This is a genomic window from Companilactobacillus formosensis, from assembly GCF_005405305.1.
GTDB lineage: Bacteria > Bacillota > Bacilli > Lactobacillales > Lactobacillaceae > Companilactobacillus > Companilactobacillus formosensis.
Genome location: NZ_BJDU01000001.1, coordinates 230,221 through 246,353, shown reverse-complemented (window position 1 = coordinate 246,353; position 16,133 = coordinate 230,221). Strand labels below are relative to the sequence as shown.

16 protein-coding genes are annotated in these 16,133 nt (G+C 36.5%); 2 read left to right on the top strand and 14 right to left on the bottom strand.

Annotated elements, in window-relative coordinates; genetic code table 11:
* Nucleotides 1-8: 8 nt before the first annotated feature.
* The 6 genes from rsmA to FFM65_RS01160 are packed head-to-tail and all read right to left on the bottom strand — an operon-like array spanning nucleotide 9 to nucleotide 5,964.
* Nucleotides 9-890, bottom strand: a complete 882-nt coding sequence (gene rsmA / locus FFM65_RS01185) for a 16S rRNA (adenine(1518)-N(6)/adenine(1519)-N(6))-dimethyltransferase RsmA (RefSeq protein ID WP_059073647.1) — start codon at nucleotides 888-890, stop codon at nucleotides 9-11.
* Entirely contained in the window at nucleotides 877-1,452 is a 576-nt protein-coding gene (gene rnmV, locus FFM65_RS01180; RefSeq protein WP_119317279.1) for a ribonuclease M5, read from the bottom strand. Before rnmV ends, rsmA begins: the two co-directional genes overlap by 14 nt.
* Nucleotides 1,453-1,454: 2 nt before the next feature.
* Nucleotides 1,455-2,216 carry a TatD family hydrolase gene (locus FFM65_RS01175; RefSeq protein ID WP_119317278.1) on the bottom strand — a complete coding sequence of 254 codons (762 nt, stop codon included), beginning with the start codon at nucleotides 2,214-2,216 and terminating at the stop codon, nucleotides 1,455-1,457.
* Complete coding sequence (metG, locus tag FFM65_RS01170; RefSeq protein WP_371851267.1) at nucleotides 2,216-4,237, bottom strand: methionine--tRNA ligase; 2,022 nt, start codon at nucleotides 4,235-4,237, stop codon at nucleotides 2,216-2,218. The genes FFM65_RS01175 and metG overlap by 1 nt, the downstream gene beginning before the upstream one ends.
* Nucleotides 4,238-4,282: 45 nt before the next feature.
* A complete protein-coding gene (locus FFM65_RS01165; protein ID WP_162897891.1) occupies nucleotides 4,283-4,984 on the bottom strand; it encodes an NAD-dependent protein deacylase in 702 nt (233 codons plus the stop codon).
* 23 nt (nucleotides 4,985-5,007) lie between these two features.
* Complete coding sequence (locus FFM65_RS01160; protein WP_119317275.1) at nucleotides 5,008-5,964, bottom strand: hypothetical protein; 957 nt, start codon at nucleotides 5,962-5,964, stop codon at nucleotides 5,008-5,010.
* A 31-nt stretch (nucleotides 5,965-5,995) separates the two neighbouring features.
* Between FFM65_RS01160 and FFM65_RS01155 the strand changes: the two genes are divergently transcribed.
* Nucleotides 5,996-6,499: a YbhB/YbcL family Raf kinase inhibitor-like protein gene (locus tag FFM65_RS01155; RefSeq protein WP_119317274.1), complete on the top strand. Its 504-nt coding sequence runs from the start codon at nucleotides 5,996-5,998 to the stop codon at nucleotides 6,497-6,499.
* Here the strand turns inward: FFM65_RS01155 and FFM65_RS01150 are convergent, their stop codons facing one another.
* The gene (locus tag FFM65_RS01150) at nucleotides 6,500-7,420 is read right to left on the bottom strand and encodes a Ppx/GppA phosphatase family protein (protein WP_119317273.1); all 921 of its coding nucleotides are present in this window, start codon (nucleotides 7,418-7,420) and stop codon (nucleotides 6,500-6,502) included.
* A 548-nt stretch (nucleotides 7,421-7,968) separates the two neighbouring features.
* Between FFM65_RS01150 and FFM65_RS01145 the strand changes: the two genes are divergently transcribed.
* Entirely contained in the window at nucleotides 7,969-8,784 is an 816-nt protein-coding gene (locus tag FFM65_RS01145; RefSeq protein WP_119317272.1) for a 2-keto-4-pentenoate hydratase, read from the top strand.
* 40 nt (nucleotides 8,785-8,824) lie between these two features.
* Here FFM65_RS01145 and FFM65_RS01140 read toward each other — a convergent pair whose 3' ends face one another.
* The 7 genes from FFM65_RS01140 to FFM65_RS01110 all read right to left on the bottom strand — a co-directional run bounded on the left by FFM65_RS01140 (nucleotide 8,825) and on the right by FFM65_RS01110 (nucleotide 16,016).
* The gene (locus FFM65_RS01140; protein WP_119317271.1) at nucleotides 8,825-9,598 is read right to left on the bottom strand and encodes an ABC transporter permease; all 774 of its coding nucleotides are present in this window, start codon (nucleotides 9,596-9,598) and stop codon (nucleotides 8,825-8,827) included.
* A complete protein-coding gene (locus tag FFM65_RS01135) occupies nucleotides 9,591-10,235 on the bottom strand; it encodes an ABC transporter ATP-binding protein (protein ID WP_119317270.1) in 645 nt (214 codons plus the stop codon). Before FFM65_RS01135 ends, FFM65_RS01140 begins: the two co-directional genes overlap by 8 nt.
* 184 nt (nucleotides 10,236-10,419) lie before the next feature.
* Nucleotides 10,420-11,877 (bottom strand): peptidoglycan-binding protein, encoded by a 1,458-nt coding sequence (locus tag FFM65_RS01130; protein ID WP_119317269.1) that lies wholly within the window; start codon nucleotides 11,875-11,877, stop codon nucleotides 10,420-10,422.
* Between the two features lie 12 nt (nucleotides 11,878-11,889).
* A complete protein-coding gene (locus tag FFM65_RS01125; RefSeq protein WP_119317268.1) occupies nucleotides 11,890-13,119 on the bottom strand; it encodes a C39 family peptidase in 1,230 nt (409 codons plus the stop codon).
* A gap of 214 nt (nucleotides 13,120-13,333) precedes the next feature.
* Nucleotides 13,334-14,062 carry a DUF4811 domain-containing protein gene (locus FFM65_RS01120; protein WP_119317267.1) on the bottom strand — a complete coding sequence of 243 codons (729 nt, stop codon included), beginning with the start codon at nucleotides 14,060-14,062 and terminating at the stop codon, nucleotides 13,334-13,336.
* Entirely contained in the window at nucleotides 14,062-15,558 is a 1,497-nt protein-coding gene (locus FFM65_RS01115; RefSeq protein WP_119317266.1) for an MDR family MFS transporter, read from the bottom strand. The genes FFM65_RS01120 and FFM65_RS01115 overlap by 1 nt, the downstream gene beginning before the upstream one ends.
* Nucleotides 15,559-15,587: 29 nt before the next feature.
* Nucleotides 15,588-16,016, bottom strand: a complete 429-nt coding sequence (locus FFM65_RS01110) for a MarR family winged helix-turn-helix transcriptional regulator (RefSeq protein ID WP_119317265.1) — start codon at nucleotides 16,014-16,016, stop codon at nucleotides 15,588-15,590.
* Between the last annotated feature and the right edge of the window lie 117 nt (nucleotides 16,017-16,133).

The window sequence follows — 16,133 nt, the reverse complement described above, 5'->3', positions numbered from 1 at the left end:
CTTGTAATCTAAATTTTACTAAATTCTAACGCCATTTTTTTGAATTGTTCAATGGAAACTTGCTCTGCACGGGCATTTTCGGCGATATCACAATTTTCAAAAACTTTTTTTATTTTCGCACGGTTTTCATCAGTTCTACCTAACCAATTGAGTAAATTATTCATCAAACTCTTACGTTTTTGCATGAAAGCAGAGCGAACTACTTGATTGAAGAATTTTGGATCTTCGATATCAATTTGATCTTTAGGTAGTCGATCCAAAACTGCTACTGCAGAATCAACTTTTGGTCTAGGAATGAAAGAACTGCTGCCAACAATTCGGTCGATTCGTGCATTCATCTGTGTTTGAACAGCAATTGTCAGAGAACCGTATTCACGATGACCGGGTTTAGCAGTGATACGTTGAGCAACTTCTTTTTGCATCATCAAAACTAAAGATTGGAATGGATAATCACTGTTGATCAAATTCAACATAATTGGTGTCGTAATGTAGTAAGGCAAGTTAGCAACGACTTTGATAGTCTTACCTTCCAAACCATGCTCTTTAACGAATTTGTCTAGGTCAACTTTTAAAATATCTTGGTTGATAACTTCGATATTATCGTAATACTGCAACGTATCTGCCAAAACTGGGATCAAATTATCGTCAATTTCAAAAGCAAAAACTTTTTCTGCCACTTGAGCTAACTTTTCAGTCAAAGCACCGATACCAGGTCCAATTTCAATGGCAATTTCATCAGGAGTTAAACCACTAGCATCAACGATATCGTCCAAAACTTTTTCATTGGTTAAGAAATTTTGTCCTAAACTTTTCTTTGCACGTAATTTGTATTTACGCATGATGTCATTCGTGCGAATAGGATCAGCAATACTTAATCTATTTTGTGTCATGAGTACTTCCTTCATCAAAATTTTTAACCGCAGCTACCAAAACATCAGGTGCCACTTGAAACATATTTAGTCGATTCAAAAATTGTTTAGCATTCGTATAGCCAATTTTTAATTCTGAACCAACGAACAATCTTCTTTGGTGAGAATCCGGCTTGCCAACTAAACCTAAATTGACCATATCAGCGTGATCATAAGCTTGAAAATCAGTTTCAGCATGAGTATAAACAGCAGCTAAGGCCGCTTTGATATCTTCATCTTTAGCATGCTCGATTCCTAAACTACCATCGCTCTTCTTAGGAACTGCTTTAGCTCGAGGTAAAAAAGCCTGCTTAGCATCTGGGACTGCTTTTTGAATAATTGTTCGCAAGCGATTGCCATTAAAATCTGGATCCGTGAAAATAATAACGCCACGTTTTTTTTGAGCAATCTTAATTTGTTTAATGGTTTCTTCACTCAAAGCCGATCCAGTCGTTTCAATCGTGTCCACATCACCTAAACAATCTTTCAAGCGATTCGTATCCGATTTTCCTTCAACTACAATAATTTCTTTTATTTTTTTCATAATTATAGATTATACACTTGGTGGGCATTGTTAAAAGTATGTTCAGCCACTTCATCAGGTGTAATACCTTTGTATTTTGCAATCGCATCAACCACATAGCGCGTATAAGCTGGTTGATTAGTGTGCCCTCGATAAGGTTCCGGTGTTAAATAAGGTGCATCCGTTTCAACTAGTAATCTATCTAATGGCGTTTCCTTAGCTGATTCGTGAACTTCAGGAGCATTTTTGAATGAAACGACACCACTATATGAAATCCAAAGTCCCAAATCCAAGAACTTGTTGAGCCATTCAACATCCCCATTGAAACTATGCATGATAATACCTGATTTTGACATGTCATGATTCTTTAAAATCTGGTACATATCATCAAAGGCATCACGACAATGAATTGAAACTGGCATGTTATATTGCTGAGCCACATCCAATTGTTGAATCAAAACTTTTTGTTGAATCTTAGGTTCTGGATCTTCTTCCCAGTGGTAGTCCAAACCAATTTCACCAATTCCGACTACTTCAGGAAGTTTGATTTGATTAACTAGTTGTTCCTCATTGTATTCTTTAGCAAACTCAGGATGCCAACCAATAACCGCATGCAATGGTTGATAATTTTGAGCTAAGCGAATGGCTTCAATATTGAATTCCTCGTTAGAACCAATAATAGCCATCTCATCAACATCAAGTTCCTTAGCGTTATCAATAAATTGCTGAGTATTGCCACTAAAGGCTGGATCATTTAAATGTGTGTGCGTATCAAATATTTTCATTAACCTAAAATAGCTCCATTTTTGTGTGAATTATCCACGATAGCTAATTTAACTTCGTCGCCCTTTTCAGTTGACAATAACATTCCGTTACTCCATTCACCAACCATCTTACGAGGTTTAAGGTTAACAACTGCTAGAACTTTCTTGCCAATCAATTCTTTATAGTTAGGATAGAATTTGTGCATACCTGAAAGGATTTGACGATCAACGCCAGAACCATCGTCTAGTTTGAATTGTAATAATTTGCTTGAATTTTCAACTGGTTTAACATCGAGAATTTCGGTTACAACCATCTTAACTTTGGCAAAGTCGTCGAATTCAATTTCTTTAGGGAAACCATCGTCAGCTTCCTTTTGTGCCTTAGCCTTAGCTTGAGCAGATTTACTCAACTTACCAGCACCGTGCTTAGCTTGTTCTTCAGCCATCTTTCCTTTGATGTATTCAACTTCTTCTTTAGCATCAAGTCTTGGGAAGATTGGTTCTGGTTTAGCGGTAACTGTCTTACCAACAACAGTTTCACCAAATTCAAGTGACTTATCGTTGTCGTAATCTAATCCTAATTGAGCAAACATCTTTACAGGAGCTTGTGTCATAACTGGACTGATTAGAAGAGCAATCAAGCGTAATGATTCGGCTAAGTGACCAAGAACTGATTGTAGTTCAGCCTTCTTAGCATCGTCTTTAGCAAGGACCCAAGGTTGTGTTTCATCGATGTACTTATTAGCGCGACTGATGAAAGCCCAAACGCTAGCTAGAGCTTCTGGGAATTCAAACTTATTCATGTGCTCACGGTATTGTGCCAAAGTATCAGCGTAAGTCTTTTCTAAATCTTTATCCAAATCAGTCACAGCTGTAGTTGTAACGATTTTACCGTCGTCATACTTGTTGATCATAGAAATAGTTCTATTCAACAAGTTACCAAGGTCATTAGCCAAGTCATAGTTGATCTTGTCAATGTAATCTTCCGGAGTGAAGACACCATCATTGCCAAATGGCATAGCGCGCATCAAGTAATAACGTAGTGAATCTAGTCCATATCTTGAAACTAACATTTCTGGATAGACAACGTTACCTTTAGATTTAGACATTTTACCGTCTTTCATCAATAGCCAACCGTGACCAAAGACTTGCTTAGGAAGTGGCAAATCTAGTGCCATCAAAATAATTGGCCAATAAATTGTATGGAAACGAACGATTTCCTTACCAACGAATTGGACATTGGCAGGCCAGTATCTCTTAAACAATGAGTCATCGTCACTGCCGTAACCTAGAGCTGTGATATAGTTCAACAAAGCGTCGACCCATACGTAAACAACGTGTTCAGGATTACTTGGAATCTTAACACCCCAGTTGAAACTAGTACGTGAAATAGCCAAGTCTTCAAGACCTGGTTTGATAAAGTTGTTGATCATTTCATTTTTTCTAATTTCTGGTTGGATGAAGGTTGGATTGTCTTTGTAGTATTGCAACAAGCGGTCAGCATACTTGTTCATTCTGAAGAAATAACAAGGTTCTTTGACTAATTGAACTTCATGTCCAGAAGGAGCTTTACCACCTGTGACTTTACCATCTTTATCGCGGTAAACTTCAGCAAGTTGTGATTCAGTGAAGTATTCTTCATCATCAACTGAATACCAGCCAGCATATTCACCTAGGTAAATATCGCCTTGTTTGATTAGACGTTCGATAATCTTTTGAACCGCTTTAACGTGATATTCATCAGTTGTACGGATAAATTTGTCATTGGAAATATCTAGTTTCTTCCAAAGTTCTTTGATACCCTTAGCCATCATGTCCACGTATTCTTGTGGTTGCATGTGCTTTTCTTCGGCCTTTTGTTCAATTTTTAGACCATGTTCGTCAGTTCCTGTTAAGAAGAACACGTCATAGCCTTCATTACGCTTGTAACGAGCTAATGTGTCCGCTGCAATCGTTGTATATGAATTCCCAATTGTTAATTTTCCAGATGGATAATAAATGGGTGTTGTAATGTAAAAAGTTTTTCTTTCTTCAGTCAATATATTAACCTCCACCGCTTCTAAATTGATATTAAGTATAGCATTATTTTATATTTGTGAAAAAACGTTCGTGGCATCGTCAGCGATTGCCAGAATTGATGAATCGATATCTAAATCTTCTTTATTAATGACGACCAATTTAGCTTTGGGTGAACTGTATTCTAATAATCCAGCAAAGGGATAAACCTTAAAACTAGTGCCAACAACTACTAACAAGTCAGCTTTTTGAACCATCAAAGCCGCATTTTGAAAGTTGTTAGGATTGATGTTCTCGCCATATAAAACTGTCGTTCCGGGACGAATAATACCATTATCTTCATGGTGTCTAAAATCTTTTAAGTAATCATGATAATCAAATTGTTTTCCACATGTTAAGCAATGAATATTATCGTATAAATTACCATGAAATTCCACGACATTTTTTGCACCAGCTTTAGTGTGCAATTTGTCAACATTTTGGGTAACGATTGCACCCTTTTGGTTACTGATCTCAGCCATTTTTTGATGAATGATATTTGGTTTAGCGTCTGGGAAATACATATTGTGGACAACGAAATCATGAAAAACATCTGGATGCTTGATCAAATTATCGTGACTCAACATGTATTCTGGTGGGAAATTGTATTTCTCCCGTTTGTAGAGTCCATTTTTTGAACGATAATCAGGAATTCCTGATGGTACGGAAACTCCAGCACCAGTAAGAAAAGTTACGAATTTTGCTTGGTCCAATAACGTTTTAAACTCTTCGATTTTATCGATCATAAATTTTACCCCTATCTAATTAAATATTTGATACCCTCTTTTTCAAATACTTCTTGAACTGTGTATTGGTAAAATGCTTTGTAAAATTCAGGTGTTACTTTATTTGGATCTAGATTTAGAGTTGCCACTCCTTGACCATCATTGATAGCAATCAAGACAAAACCGTCTCGACCAGTAGCGCGATTTTTGTATTCAGAATGTTTGATTTGATAAACTTGATTAAGTGACAAGCGCAACTGACGTTTGGAAATGATTGGTGTGACATTCAAGAAGGTGTGGAAATGAAGTCCTTGATAGCCGTTAGAGATAATAATTTCATTGTAGGCGTCTAAACAGTTGACCAATGCACGACGGAATTGGAAAGGAACTGATAAATCATTTTGCTCAGCTATCTCAGCTAATTGACTAGCATACTTAAATGACTTGGGGAAGTTATCCTTCCAATCAGCATCTTTTTGATGTTCACCAAAGATAATTCCATCAAACATAACTAAAGTACGATAGAAACGCATATTAGCCATATCCATCGATACTTTGGGGCGAAGAGCTATATCAATTCCTTTGAGATACTCTTGTTTGATTTCAGCAGTATAAGTACCATCTTCTTTTTGACGTTGCAAAACAGTAACGTGCTCCAAAGTTTCAAATACTGAATTAGCGACCATCAAAACTTGTCCATCACGATCTTTTTGTCCACTAGTAACGGCACAATCAATTTCTGGTTCATCAGATAGTTCTAGTTCAATATGATGCAATTCGTGCGCTAAGACGAAATCAGCGTACTTCTCGTTAGTAATAATTACTTTGATCGTGTCATCTTTCATCGTATGACTAGCTTGATCCAAAGTTAAATAATCTTGTTGCGTATAATCGGAAAAAAATTCGATTTTTTTATTATAATCTTGTTCTATTTTTTCAACCTGATTTACAATATTCTCAGGTAGTTCATTAATATCTATTTGTTTCATTATTAATACCTCATATAAAGGAGATTTTTGCATGGAAATAAAAGTTGATTTACCAAATAACTTATTACCAGACAAATACGGTAAATATGCGAACCCTCAAGCAATAAAAAATGGGAAACCGGTTATCAGTTTCCCAATTAAGTTATCAGACATACCAGCAGATGCCAAAACTATTGCTCTAACTTTTACTGATCCTGATTCAATTCCTGTTTGTGGTTTTGAATGGATTCATTGGACAGCTGCTAACATTCCTGTTGATCAAGAAATCACTGAAGATTTCAGTCAAACAGCTACAGCTCCAGTTGTTCAAGGAAAGAATAGTTCTGCCAGTCCCTTACTCGATGGTCCTAAAGATGTGGCCACGGGTTACAACGGACCTTATCCACCAGACCAAACCCATGATTATGTACTCAAGGTGTTTGCTCTAGACGACAATCTTGATTTGGAAAATGGTTTCTGGATGAATGAATTGCTACACAAAATGGATGGTCATATTTTGGCTAGTGCTAAACAAACCATTCCTAGTCGTGCATAATTAATTTTCTTGAAGATTCATCTTGTGAAAGTAATTAAAAACATAGCCTTCTCTAACGCCGAAATTCGAAAAACGGATTTCCTTAGAGGGGGTTTTCTTTATAATTTCTGAGATTATCAAAATCCCACCTAAAATGACTTCATATCTTCCATCACTGAGTTCTTTGATCTGACTACGTTCTTCCAATGAAGTGTGAATCAATTTATCAAAGAGTTCATCAATCTGCTCGCATGAAATCACAGAATTATGTAAGTTTTTTTTGTTTTTGCCTTCACGGTTCAAAATACTAGTGACAGCTCGCAAAGTTCCACCGAGACCAACAAAAGTGGCTGGAGTTTTCATCCAATGCAAGTCTTCTAAACGCCGACTAATATCTTGTCTTGCTTTTGTTAATTGTTCTGCTTTTATTGGGTCACTTGCCAAATACAAGTCCGAAATTGAAATAGCGCCAATCGGAATACTTAGTCCATATTTTAGACGTCCTTTTTTGGCTAAACTGATTTCACTACTACCGCCACCAACGTCAACAATCAAAGCATCTTTAATGCGCATCGTACTTCTAACAGCCACATAATCATAATAAGCTTCTTCTTTTTCATTGATGATATCTAGTTGCAATCCGGTTTCTTTTAGAACAGCAAAGATCAATTGCTCTTGATTCTTAGCCATTCTTACTGCGGCAGTGGCAATCAAGCTTATTCTATCTACTTGATAGCGTTCAATTCGGTCTTGAAATTTCTTTAAAACATCAATTGTTTCTTCAATCTGATCATTAGTCAAAAGTCGACTCTGTGTGATCGATTTTCCAAGTCTAACAGGCTCACGCCAACGATCCAAAGTTTTAAAACGATTCTTTTTTGAAGATCTATACACTGATGTTCTAATGGAGTTAGACCCAATTTCAATAACTGCTAACTTCAAATCTACATCACATCCCATTGTACCAATTATATAAAAAAACTGGTCCATATAGTAGGCTTAATTACAGAAAGCTGTAAAATTAAATTATTTTAATCTTTTTTTAATCTAACTGTTGACATTATTTTAAATTGGGTTTAAATTACTCGCAACAATTAATTTAATAAAAAACGTTCAGCAGGAAACGAGTCGATCGACTTGATTCAGAAAGTTATCGGTTGATGCGAGATAATATCAAAAAATTGATTCAATCACCTGTCAGTTGCGATTCAAAAGGTTTATCCGAGTAGAAAACGCTGGTTGCACCCATTAACGTGCCGACAAATTATTTATTAGTTTGTGCAAGGTAATATTAGTAATAATATTACGAATAAAAGGTGGTAACACGCGGTAAACGTCCTTTGATGATTCTAGTCATCAGAGGGCGTTTTTTGTTAAATTAAAATTCAAAAAAGTGAGGTGGTTCCAAATGGAAAGCGATATTAGTGGCATTAACAACGATTCTCAGATTCAGATTAAATTAAAAAATAAAATCCATGGAGGAACCACTTATGACACAAAATACAACTACAACTCAAACTACTACTTTAACTTATGACCAAAAGGAATTTGCAAACGAATTAGCAGAAGCGCTGCAATCTAAAAAGCCTTTATTAGAAGATGACTGGACTAATTTGGTCACCGACGAGAACTCAGCCTATCAAGTTCAAGACGCCTTTACCGACTTGAAAGATGATTCCGTCGGTGGATACAAGGTCTCATTGACTAGCAAACAAACTCAAGACATGTTTGATGCAAATGAACCCTTGTATGGCGCTGAAATGACCAATAATTTTTTGAAATCTACCGCCGTGGTCTCACTGAAGAACCTAATGGAGCCTCTAGTAGAAGTTGAATTGTGCTTCCGAGCCAAAGAGGACCTCTTGCCGACAGATTCTCTAGAAGACTTACTGGAAAAAACTACCGTAGCACCAGCCCTAGAAGTTCCCGACTCTCGCTTCAGCAACTGGTTTCCTAGCTTGTCCAAATACATGGTCATGTCAGATGGAGCTGTCAGCGGGCTAGTCGTTTATGGAGATGAAAAAGACACTAAAACTCTAGGGTCAGTCGAAGCTCTAGCAAACGTCTCCGCCACCCTCTTTCACGATCAAGAAAAATTGAAATCCGGTAAATCTTCAGAAGTTCTCGACAATCCTTTGAAGTCCTTACAATGGTTGGTAAAGAAATTAGACTCTCAAGGAAAACAATTATTAAAAGGTCAACGAGTATCTTCTGGAACTTTTGTCCTACCACCATCATTGACTAAAGGGAACTGGCGAGCTGATTTTGACAATGACTTGGGTAGCGTTAACTTACAAGTAAATTAAGTATCAAAAAAACGTATATCGAAAATGATATACGCTTTTTTTACGAAATTAACTCGTTTCGCAATTGTTTTCTTTCATTGAAGAACTGTTTATAAGCCAAATAACAAGAAATAATTGAGCCTAAACCAGTTGAGGCTAAAAGCATGAAAGTTACCATGATTTGATACTTGATAGCTTTGACTGGATCAACTCCCGCAAAAATCAAACCAGACATCATCCCTGGTAAACTAACTAATCCTAGAGTCTTGATAGAATCAATTGTTGGCTGCATCCCGCTTCTGATACTGTCTCGTAAAATATCCAAAGAAGCCATTTTAATATCCGCACCCAGAGCTAGTTTTTCTAAAACTTGTTGATGTCGATCGGTAAAAGTCTGCATCATATTGCGATAACAAAGACCGATGGCAACCATGATATTACTAGCAATCATTCCGGTCACTGGCACGATTTGCTCGGGTACGAATTTGATTGAACCCGTCCACACTAAGGTTCCCAAAGTAATAACCGTCCCGACTGAAATTGCCAATAATGAAGATTGAAAGGCTTTCGGTATTCCATTACCACGTTTACCCGCATTCCATGAAGCATTGATAACGATAATAACAAAGCAGGCACCGGTTAACCAAATATCATCAGCCTTGATAACGAATTTCAGAATGTATCCAACAATCGATAATTGAATAATTGCCCGCACGACACCAATTAAAATATCTTTATTAATATGGAGCTTTTCAACATAACCAATAACTAACGCTACCAAAACTAGGACAAAACCTAGCGCTAATGTCGAATTAGAAACTGTTAAATTAGTCATTTACTAACTCTCCTTTTCTGATGGTAATTTTATCGGTTGCTGCATCAATTTCAGTCTCATCGTGAGTCACTCGTAAAATCGTTAATCCCCGTTGATTGAATTGATTTAGCATTTTATGCACTATTTCCTTATTTTCAGCGTCCAAACCAGCCGTGACCTCATCAGTTATCAACACTTCTGGTGGAAACAACAAATTACGCAACAAGGCAATCCGCTGTTTTTCTCCACCGGAAACATCGTTAACGCTTTTATCGATATAAGATTCATCTAAGTTGACCATCTTCAAATAATCAATAACCTTTGCTTCATCAACTTCTTTTTTACGCACTTCAAATGGAAACTCTAAATTTTCTCTGACTGTCTTACCAAATAAAGTTGGTTGTTGAAAGGCATATGAAACTTTTTGACGATATAAAATTGGATCATAAGTTTCAATTGATTTGCCATCGAAGATTACTTCTCCAGAAGTTGAACTAATCATTGATGCTAAGATACGCATTAAAGTACTTTTCCCACTACCAGATGGTCCAACGATCGTAATGTATTTTCCTCTTTGAATTTCTAAATTTATATCTTTTAAAATTGTTGTTTCATCAACTTTATAAAAAAGATGTTTAATTTGAAATATATTTTCCACAATCCCACCTCTGTTCTTATAACATTATCCCTAAGAAACTTCCTAGTTACTAACAATTAGCTTACAAAAGAATTAATACATAAGAAACATATTTTATCAATTTTTCGGCGAAAAAAACATCCATTCAGATATAGTCGATTAACTATTATCTAAACAGATGCATTTATTTGATCATATAAAAATATTAAGCAAAGACACGTTTTACTCCGGCGATGTTTCCACGACCTGAATAGATTGAGTGAACTTGAACGGCGTATGGCCATGATTCAATCATTGTTGAAGCATCCAACAAGATACCAACGTGCCATAACATACCACTTGATGGGTCTGTAAAGAAGATTAAATCTCCTCTTTGACGTTCATTAAAGTTTACGTGAGGAATTCTAACATCGTCCCAGTACATTTGACAATTCCATTCATTACCTGGTTGAGCGTGTTGAATTGATGAAACTGGAGCTGAATCAATTCCTGAGGCATAAAGTGCTTGGGTAACTAATCCAGAACAATCAACACCATAATCAGGAGAACTTGAAGCTCCTGAGATCCAAGGTTGTCCCAAGTATCTGTATGCTTCGTTGATCATAGCTTCAATATGGTCTGATCTAGTACTTGTAATATTAGTTCTTAATGGAGCAACGTATGAGTCAATTCCATACCAACTAGTTTCTGTGAAGCCCATAGCCTTCCAAGTGTTTAAATCAACGATACCTGTGACAGGAAGACCTTTTCTTGATTGAAGACTTCTAACACTATTGGCAACATTGCCATCATAAATTGTGTGGGCATTTGAGTAGCCAAAATACTTTCTTACTAGCCAAGTCTTAATTCCTTCAACACCGTTATACAAAGGATAACCTACATTACCAACGGGTTTGATTTGTTCATCATGAATTTGAAGCCATCCATTTGGATTTTGGTAAGCTGGTGCTGTTGTAGCATCATCACTGTTGATCCAAACATTGCTGGCGATTTGATAGAAAGTCTTGCCATTGGCGTTATCAGTACGATTGTATTTCCAAACTGAATTTCCATCAAAGTTGGGTTGACCACTTCTAGCAAAGCCTGTGTCATTACGTGTGTAATTTACGGCACCATATGGTTGAACACGAACGATTCCATCCGCAGCGCTTCCGTATGACAAGGTAACGTTTTGACCATCAGCAAATTCATTAGTAGCAACACGATAATATGTTCCACCGTTATAAGCCATTCTTTGATCTGTGTACCAAGGAGTATTAGGTCCTAGAGCACGGTTAGTTAACTTTTGACCATCTTGTGTATAAAGGTAAGTGATCTGATTTCCAGTAGTTACGACACCTTTGATTTGAGTAATGTTAGATGTTGTACTGTCTGCTTGTGTTTTAGTTTCTGCAGCTGGTTGAGCATCTGTTGTCGTGGCATCATTGACAACTGGTGTTTGTGTTTGGTCAGTGGCTTGTGTTTCAGTTTGATTTTGATCAGCAGTTTGTGTGGCTGTCTCTTCTGGTGTTGAAACTTCTTGTGTAGCCTGAGCAACTGGTTGTTGAACATTTTCAACTGAAGTTTCAGTTGTTGTATCAGCTTTTACATTTTGTTGTGTAGTTACAGCCAACATTGCTAGTGCAAAACTACAAACAAAAAACATTTTTGATTTTTTATTCATTTTTCTATCCCCCTAATAACTTATTGCACGTCTATTTTGTGTATTCCAATTATTGATAAATTGCGTAATCCCCATTTGCAAAGTCTGATCAGTCCAACAATCGTTGTAATAAACGTAATTGCTATCATAACCGGTAACCACTAATGCATGATATGGAAATCCATAAAGTGTATTCCAAGTAACAACTGGGTGTCCGATATTAATTTGATATTTAATTGCATCAAAATTTTGACCAGTCAAATTCTTAGCAGTACCAGCGTACTTTTCAACCAAATTCATCAAAGCAGGTGGGAAGATCGTAATTCCCGTTCCATCCCAAGGTTGACCGATATAACCATAGTTTGGATCGCTGCTACGTGGCATTTCTCTGGCCATTTGCATCTTATCAACATTGGCACCAGCGTATTGCAACATCATCGTTACGGCAGTGATTTCACAACCATTAGGAAGTTCTGGTCTTTGAGCAATCAAAGGAACACCTGAAATCCAATCTGCTTCTTTATAATTTCCATTATTGATAACTACATAATCTTGTGGAACCCAAGTATCAGAACCAATCTGATACCACTCTTTACCACCAATATTAGCGTGGTTATTTACTTTCCAACTCGTACCAGTACTTAAATCATTGCCTTCATAAACAGCGCGATTACCATAACCTTTGAAAGAATGAATACTAGAGCCTGATTGATAAACCACTGTAGCATCGCCAGAATATGGTTGAACATATGATTTATAAGTACCATCTTTAGCACTGGCATATTCATTAGTAGCAACACGATAATAACTATTGCCACTATCTAAAGTATGATAAGTGTCTGTATACCAAGCACTGTTAGCAGCTAAAGCACGATTAGTCTCAACTGATCCATCGGCATAATATAAAGGAATAAATCCATTACTATTTACCGTATAGACACCATCAATTTGTTTGTCAGAAGCAATTTGACTATTCGCTTGAGTAGTCTGGACGTTGCTTTGATTATTGATTTGACTCTGACTCTGCTTCTGATTTTGAATCGTCGTTGATTCTTTTGGAGTCGTTTTGTCTGGTGTTTCAGTCTGGTCTAAAGCGTTATTAACTGACTTATCGCTTACCGAACTATTAAGTTGGTTCGTAACGTTTTGACTAACATTTTGCTCTTTATTTGCATCGACTTGGTCAGCTTTAACAACCGTAGTTGAAAGTAAACAACTGGAGGCCAAAATCGTGGCATAGAGCACTTTTCTCTTTAATCCCATAACATTCCCCTTTCAAGGAATAATTATGGAATAGTTGCAATTATTAATCAATATGAAAATATAAAATATATTTATGAAAGTGGTTAATTGTTTTCCTATATTTTGATTTTTATCATTATTTAAAATGATTGTTTAAAAAATTACATCAAAAAAAGCACAAACTCTACAACAGAATTTGTGCTTTTTAATTAATTTCATGAGTGATAAAAAATCACTATTTATTTTTAATTTCTTGGATCAATTTAGCTTGAGCTTGTGCTTGGAAAGCTTGTTGAGCCTGCTTAGTAACTTGCTTTTGTTGAGCAGTTGTCATAGCAGGGTTTTGAGTCATAGCCTTAGTAACTTCTGCTTTAACAAAAGCTGCACCTTCTTGCTTCATTTGAGCTTTGAAAGATTTACTATTCATCTTCTTTTGTAACTGTTTAGCTTGTGCTGTTGTTAATACTAACCAATCATTGCCAACTTTAAAGGTATTTGTTTGTTTAACAAATTCCTTATTGTTGTCAGAGATTCCGAATAAGAATGAATAGAAACCGTTCTTGTATTCCCAACGAGTAGTCTTCTTCGTTAATGTGGCATTCTTATAATTGCCTGTTTTAACGACATTTTTGACATGAGAATCAACTTTTGTTGTTTGAGGCTTTTTGGCATTAGCAGTTTCTGGAGTCCGATAAATATAGACGTTTTCTTTACCACTAGTACCCAATTCTTTTTCTAATAAAAGATTACTGCCCTTTTGAGCAGATTGAATTTGATAAGTGCTCTCAGACGTTACTTGTTTCATTCCAAAATGACTGTATTCATTTGAAATCAATAAAACTAAAGCGATTAAAAACAAACCGATAAAAGTGAAGGATAAACTATATCCAACTTTCTTGTTGGGTAGAAAGACGGCGAAGATATATGCCAAAACGGCACAAAGTAAGATTGAAATTAAAATCATTATTCTTCACCTGCCAATTCTGTATTCTTCATATCAATGTCTCTTGATTTAGCCTTATTCTTAACCATGAAAGTAATGAAGAAACCAATCAAACAGAAGACAATAGCTACGGCAAAGGCGGCATGATAACCACTCAAGGTAGAATTAATGTAGCTATCTTGATATTTAAGTGGACTTGCTGATAAGAGTGACTTACCAGGTTTCAAATTATTAGTTACGTTAGTCAAGACACTGACCAAAATAGCTGTACCCATTGAACTGAAGACTTGTCTAACAGTGTTATTAACGGCTGTACCGTGACTCATCAAGTTCAATGGCAATGAGTTCATACCATCTGTTGTAACAGGCATCAAGACCATTGAGATACCAAACATACGGATCATGTACAAGATAACGATATCTAGTACTGGAGTTGATTTTGTCAAGAACAAGAAAGGAATTGTTCCAGCTGTTAGCAAGAACATACCCATACGGGCAAGATCCTTAGGTCCATACTTATCAAAAGCATTACCAGTAATAGGACTCATGATACCAATCATCAAAGCACCAGGAAGCAATGTCAATCCAGAATGGAAAGCTGACATTCCCTTAACGATTTGAAGATATAATGGTAGAACCATTTCAACACCGACCATTGCCATATTAGTAACAGATGACAAAGCGGCAGCGATAGCAAATTTCTTTTCCTTGAAAACACGTAATTCCAAGAAAGGCTTGTCCATGTGTAATTGACGAAGTCCAAATAGGACAATGAAAATTATACCAACAATGATTGAACCGATAACGGTCATGGAACCCCAGCCCTCATCACCAACTGATGAGAAACCATACAATACGGCCCCGAATCCAACCGTGGATTCTACTAATGACAAGACATCCAATTTAGTACGATGTGTTTGAAGAACTGGACGCATAAAGATAAGTGCCAAAATCAAAACAACTACAACGATAGGAATAATCATTCCGAAAAGATATCTCCATGATGAGTTATCAATAATGAAACCTGAAAGTGTAGGTCCAATAGCAGGAGCAAGTCCGACAACCAAACCATTTAGTCCCATGGCAGCACCACGTTTTTCAGGTGGGAATATCGACAACATTACAACTTGCATCAAAGGCATAGTAACACCAACACCAACCGCTTGAATCAAACGACCGGCTAAGATAGTACCAAATGTTGGTGCCACAAAACACATAATCGTTCCGACTAAGAACGTTGACATTGCGATGATATATAAAATTTTTGTACTAAAATTATTACTCAACCAAGCAGTGACCGGAATCATAATTCCGTTAACCATTAAGAAACCAGTAGTTAACCATTGTACATCTGATGTGCTAACACTGAATTCCTTCATCAAAGTTGGAAAAGCTGTAGTTAAAATTGTACCGTTTAAAACCGTACAAAAAGTACCCACAAGAAGCACTAAGACCAAAAGATTACGGTTGAAAGGCTTCCCATGTGCATCCACAATTGCTTTATTATTATTCGCCATAATAACAAATTCCTCTTCTCTTTTTATTTCTATATTTTAATAGCGTCTAAATTCTTATAAACTTTCATTAAAATATTTTCTAATTCTTTTTGTTCCTCAGAAGTTATGCCTTTAAAGATGGCATCATTACCCTTATGAAAAGCTTTACGGACTTCATCGTAAAGCTCCTGTCCTGCGTCAGTAATGGTAACCAACTTCTTACGACGATTATTAGGATCAGCTTGCCGGGATACAAATCCGCGATCCTCAAGTTTTTTCAAAGCTCTGGCGATGCTAGCACCGTCAAATAATGTGATCTCACCGATTTTATCTTGGCTGCATTCTTGCTTTTTATAAACGATGCCCAAGAGGATACTTTCAAAAGTATTCAGATCCTCTTCTTTCAAATACTTAGCAGCAATTCGCTTCTTGATCATCGAATATCGCATCACGAATCCAACCAAATTATAATCGTCCATTAAGTCACCTCATTTTTCAAAAAAAAACTTTTAATATTTTAGAACAAAAAATATGCTACACCCGACTCTTGATAAAATCAAGAGTTAAGCATAGCATTTTTCTGTAAAAGCGTTTTT

Coding starts and splice junctions, on each gene's coding strand:
- rsmA (WP_059073647.1), bottom strand. CDS start 890: ATGACACAAAATAGATTAAGTATTGCTGATCCTATTCGCACGAATGAC.
- rnmV (WP_119317279.1), bottom strand. CDS start 1,452: ATGAAAAAAATAAAAGAAATTATTGTAGTTGAAGGAAAATCGGATACG.
- FFM65_RS01175 (WP_119317278.1), bottom strand. CDS start 2,216: ATGAAAATATTTGATACGCACACACATTTAAATGATCCAGCCTTTAGT.
- FFM65_RS01160 (WP_119317275.1), bottom strand. CDS start 5,964: ATGAAACAAATAGATATTAATGAACTACCTGAGAATATTGTAAATCAG.
- FFM65_RS01155 (WP_119317274.1), top strand. CDS start 5,996: ATGGAAATAAAAGTTGATTTACCAAATAACTTATTACCAGACAAATAC.
- FFM65_RS01145 (WP_119317272.1), top strand. CDS start 7,969: ATGACACAAAATACAACTACAACTCAAACTACTACTTTAACTTATGAC.
- FFM65_RS01140 (WP_119317271.1), bottom strand. CDS start 9,598: ATGACTAATTTAACAGTTTCTAATTCGACATTAGCGCTAGGTTTTGTC.
- FFM65_RS01130 (WP_119317269.1), bottom strand. CDS start 11,877: ATGAATAAAAAATCAAAAATGTTTTTTGTTTGTAGTTTTGCACTAGCA.
- FFM65_RS01125 (WP_119317268.1), bottom strand. CDS start 13,119: ATGGGATTAAAGAGAAAAGTGCTCTATGCCACGATTTTGGCCTCCAGT.
- FFM65_RS01120 (WP_119317267.1), bottom strand. CDS start 14,062: ATGATTTTAATTTCAATCTTACTTTGTGCCGTTTTGGCATATATCTTC.
- FFM65_RS01115 (WP_119317266.1), bottom strand. CDS start 15,558: ATGGCGAATAATAATAAAGCAATTGTGGATGCACATGGGAAGCCTTTC.
- FFM65_RS01110 (WP_119317265.1), bottom strand. CDS start 16,016: ATGGACGATTATAATTTGGTTGGATTCGTGATGCGATATTCGATGATC.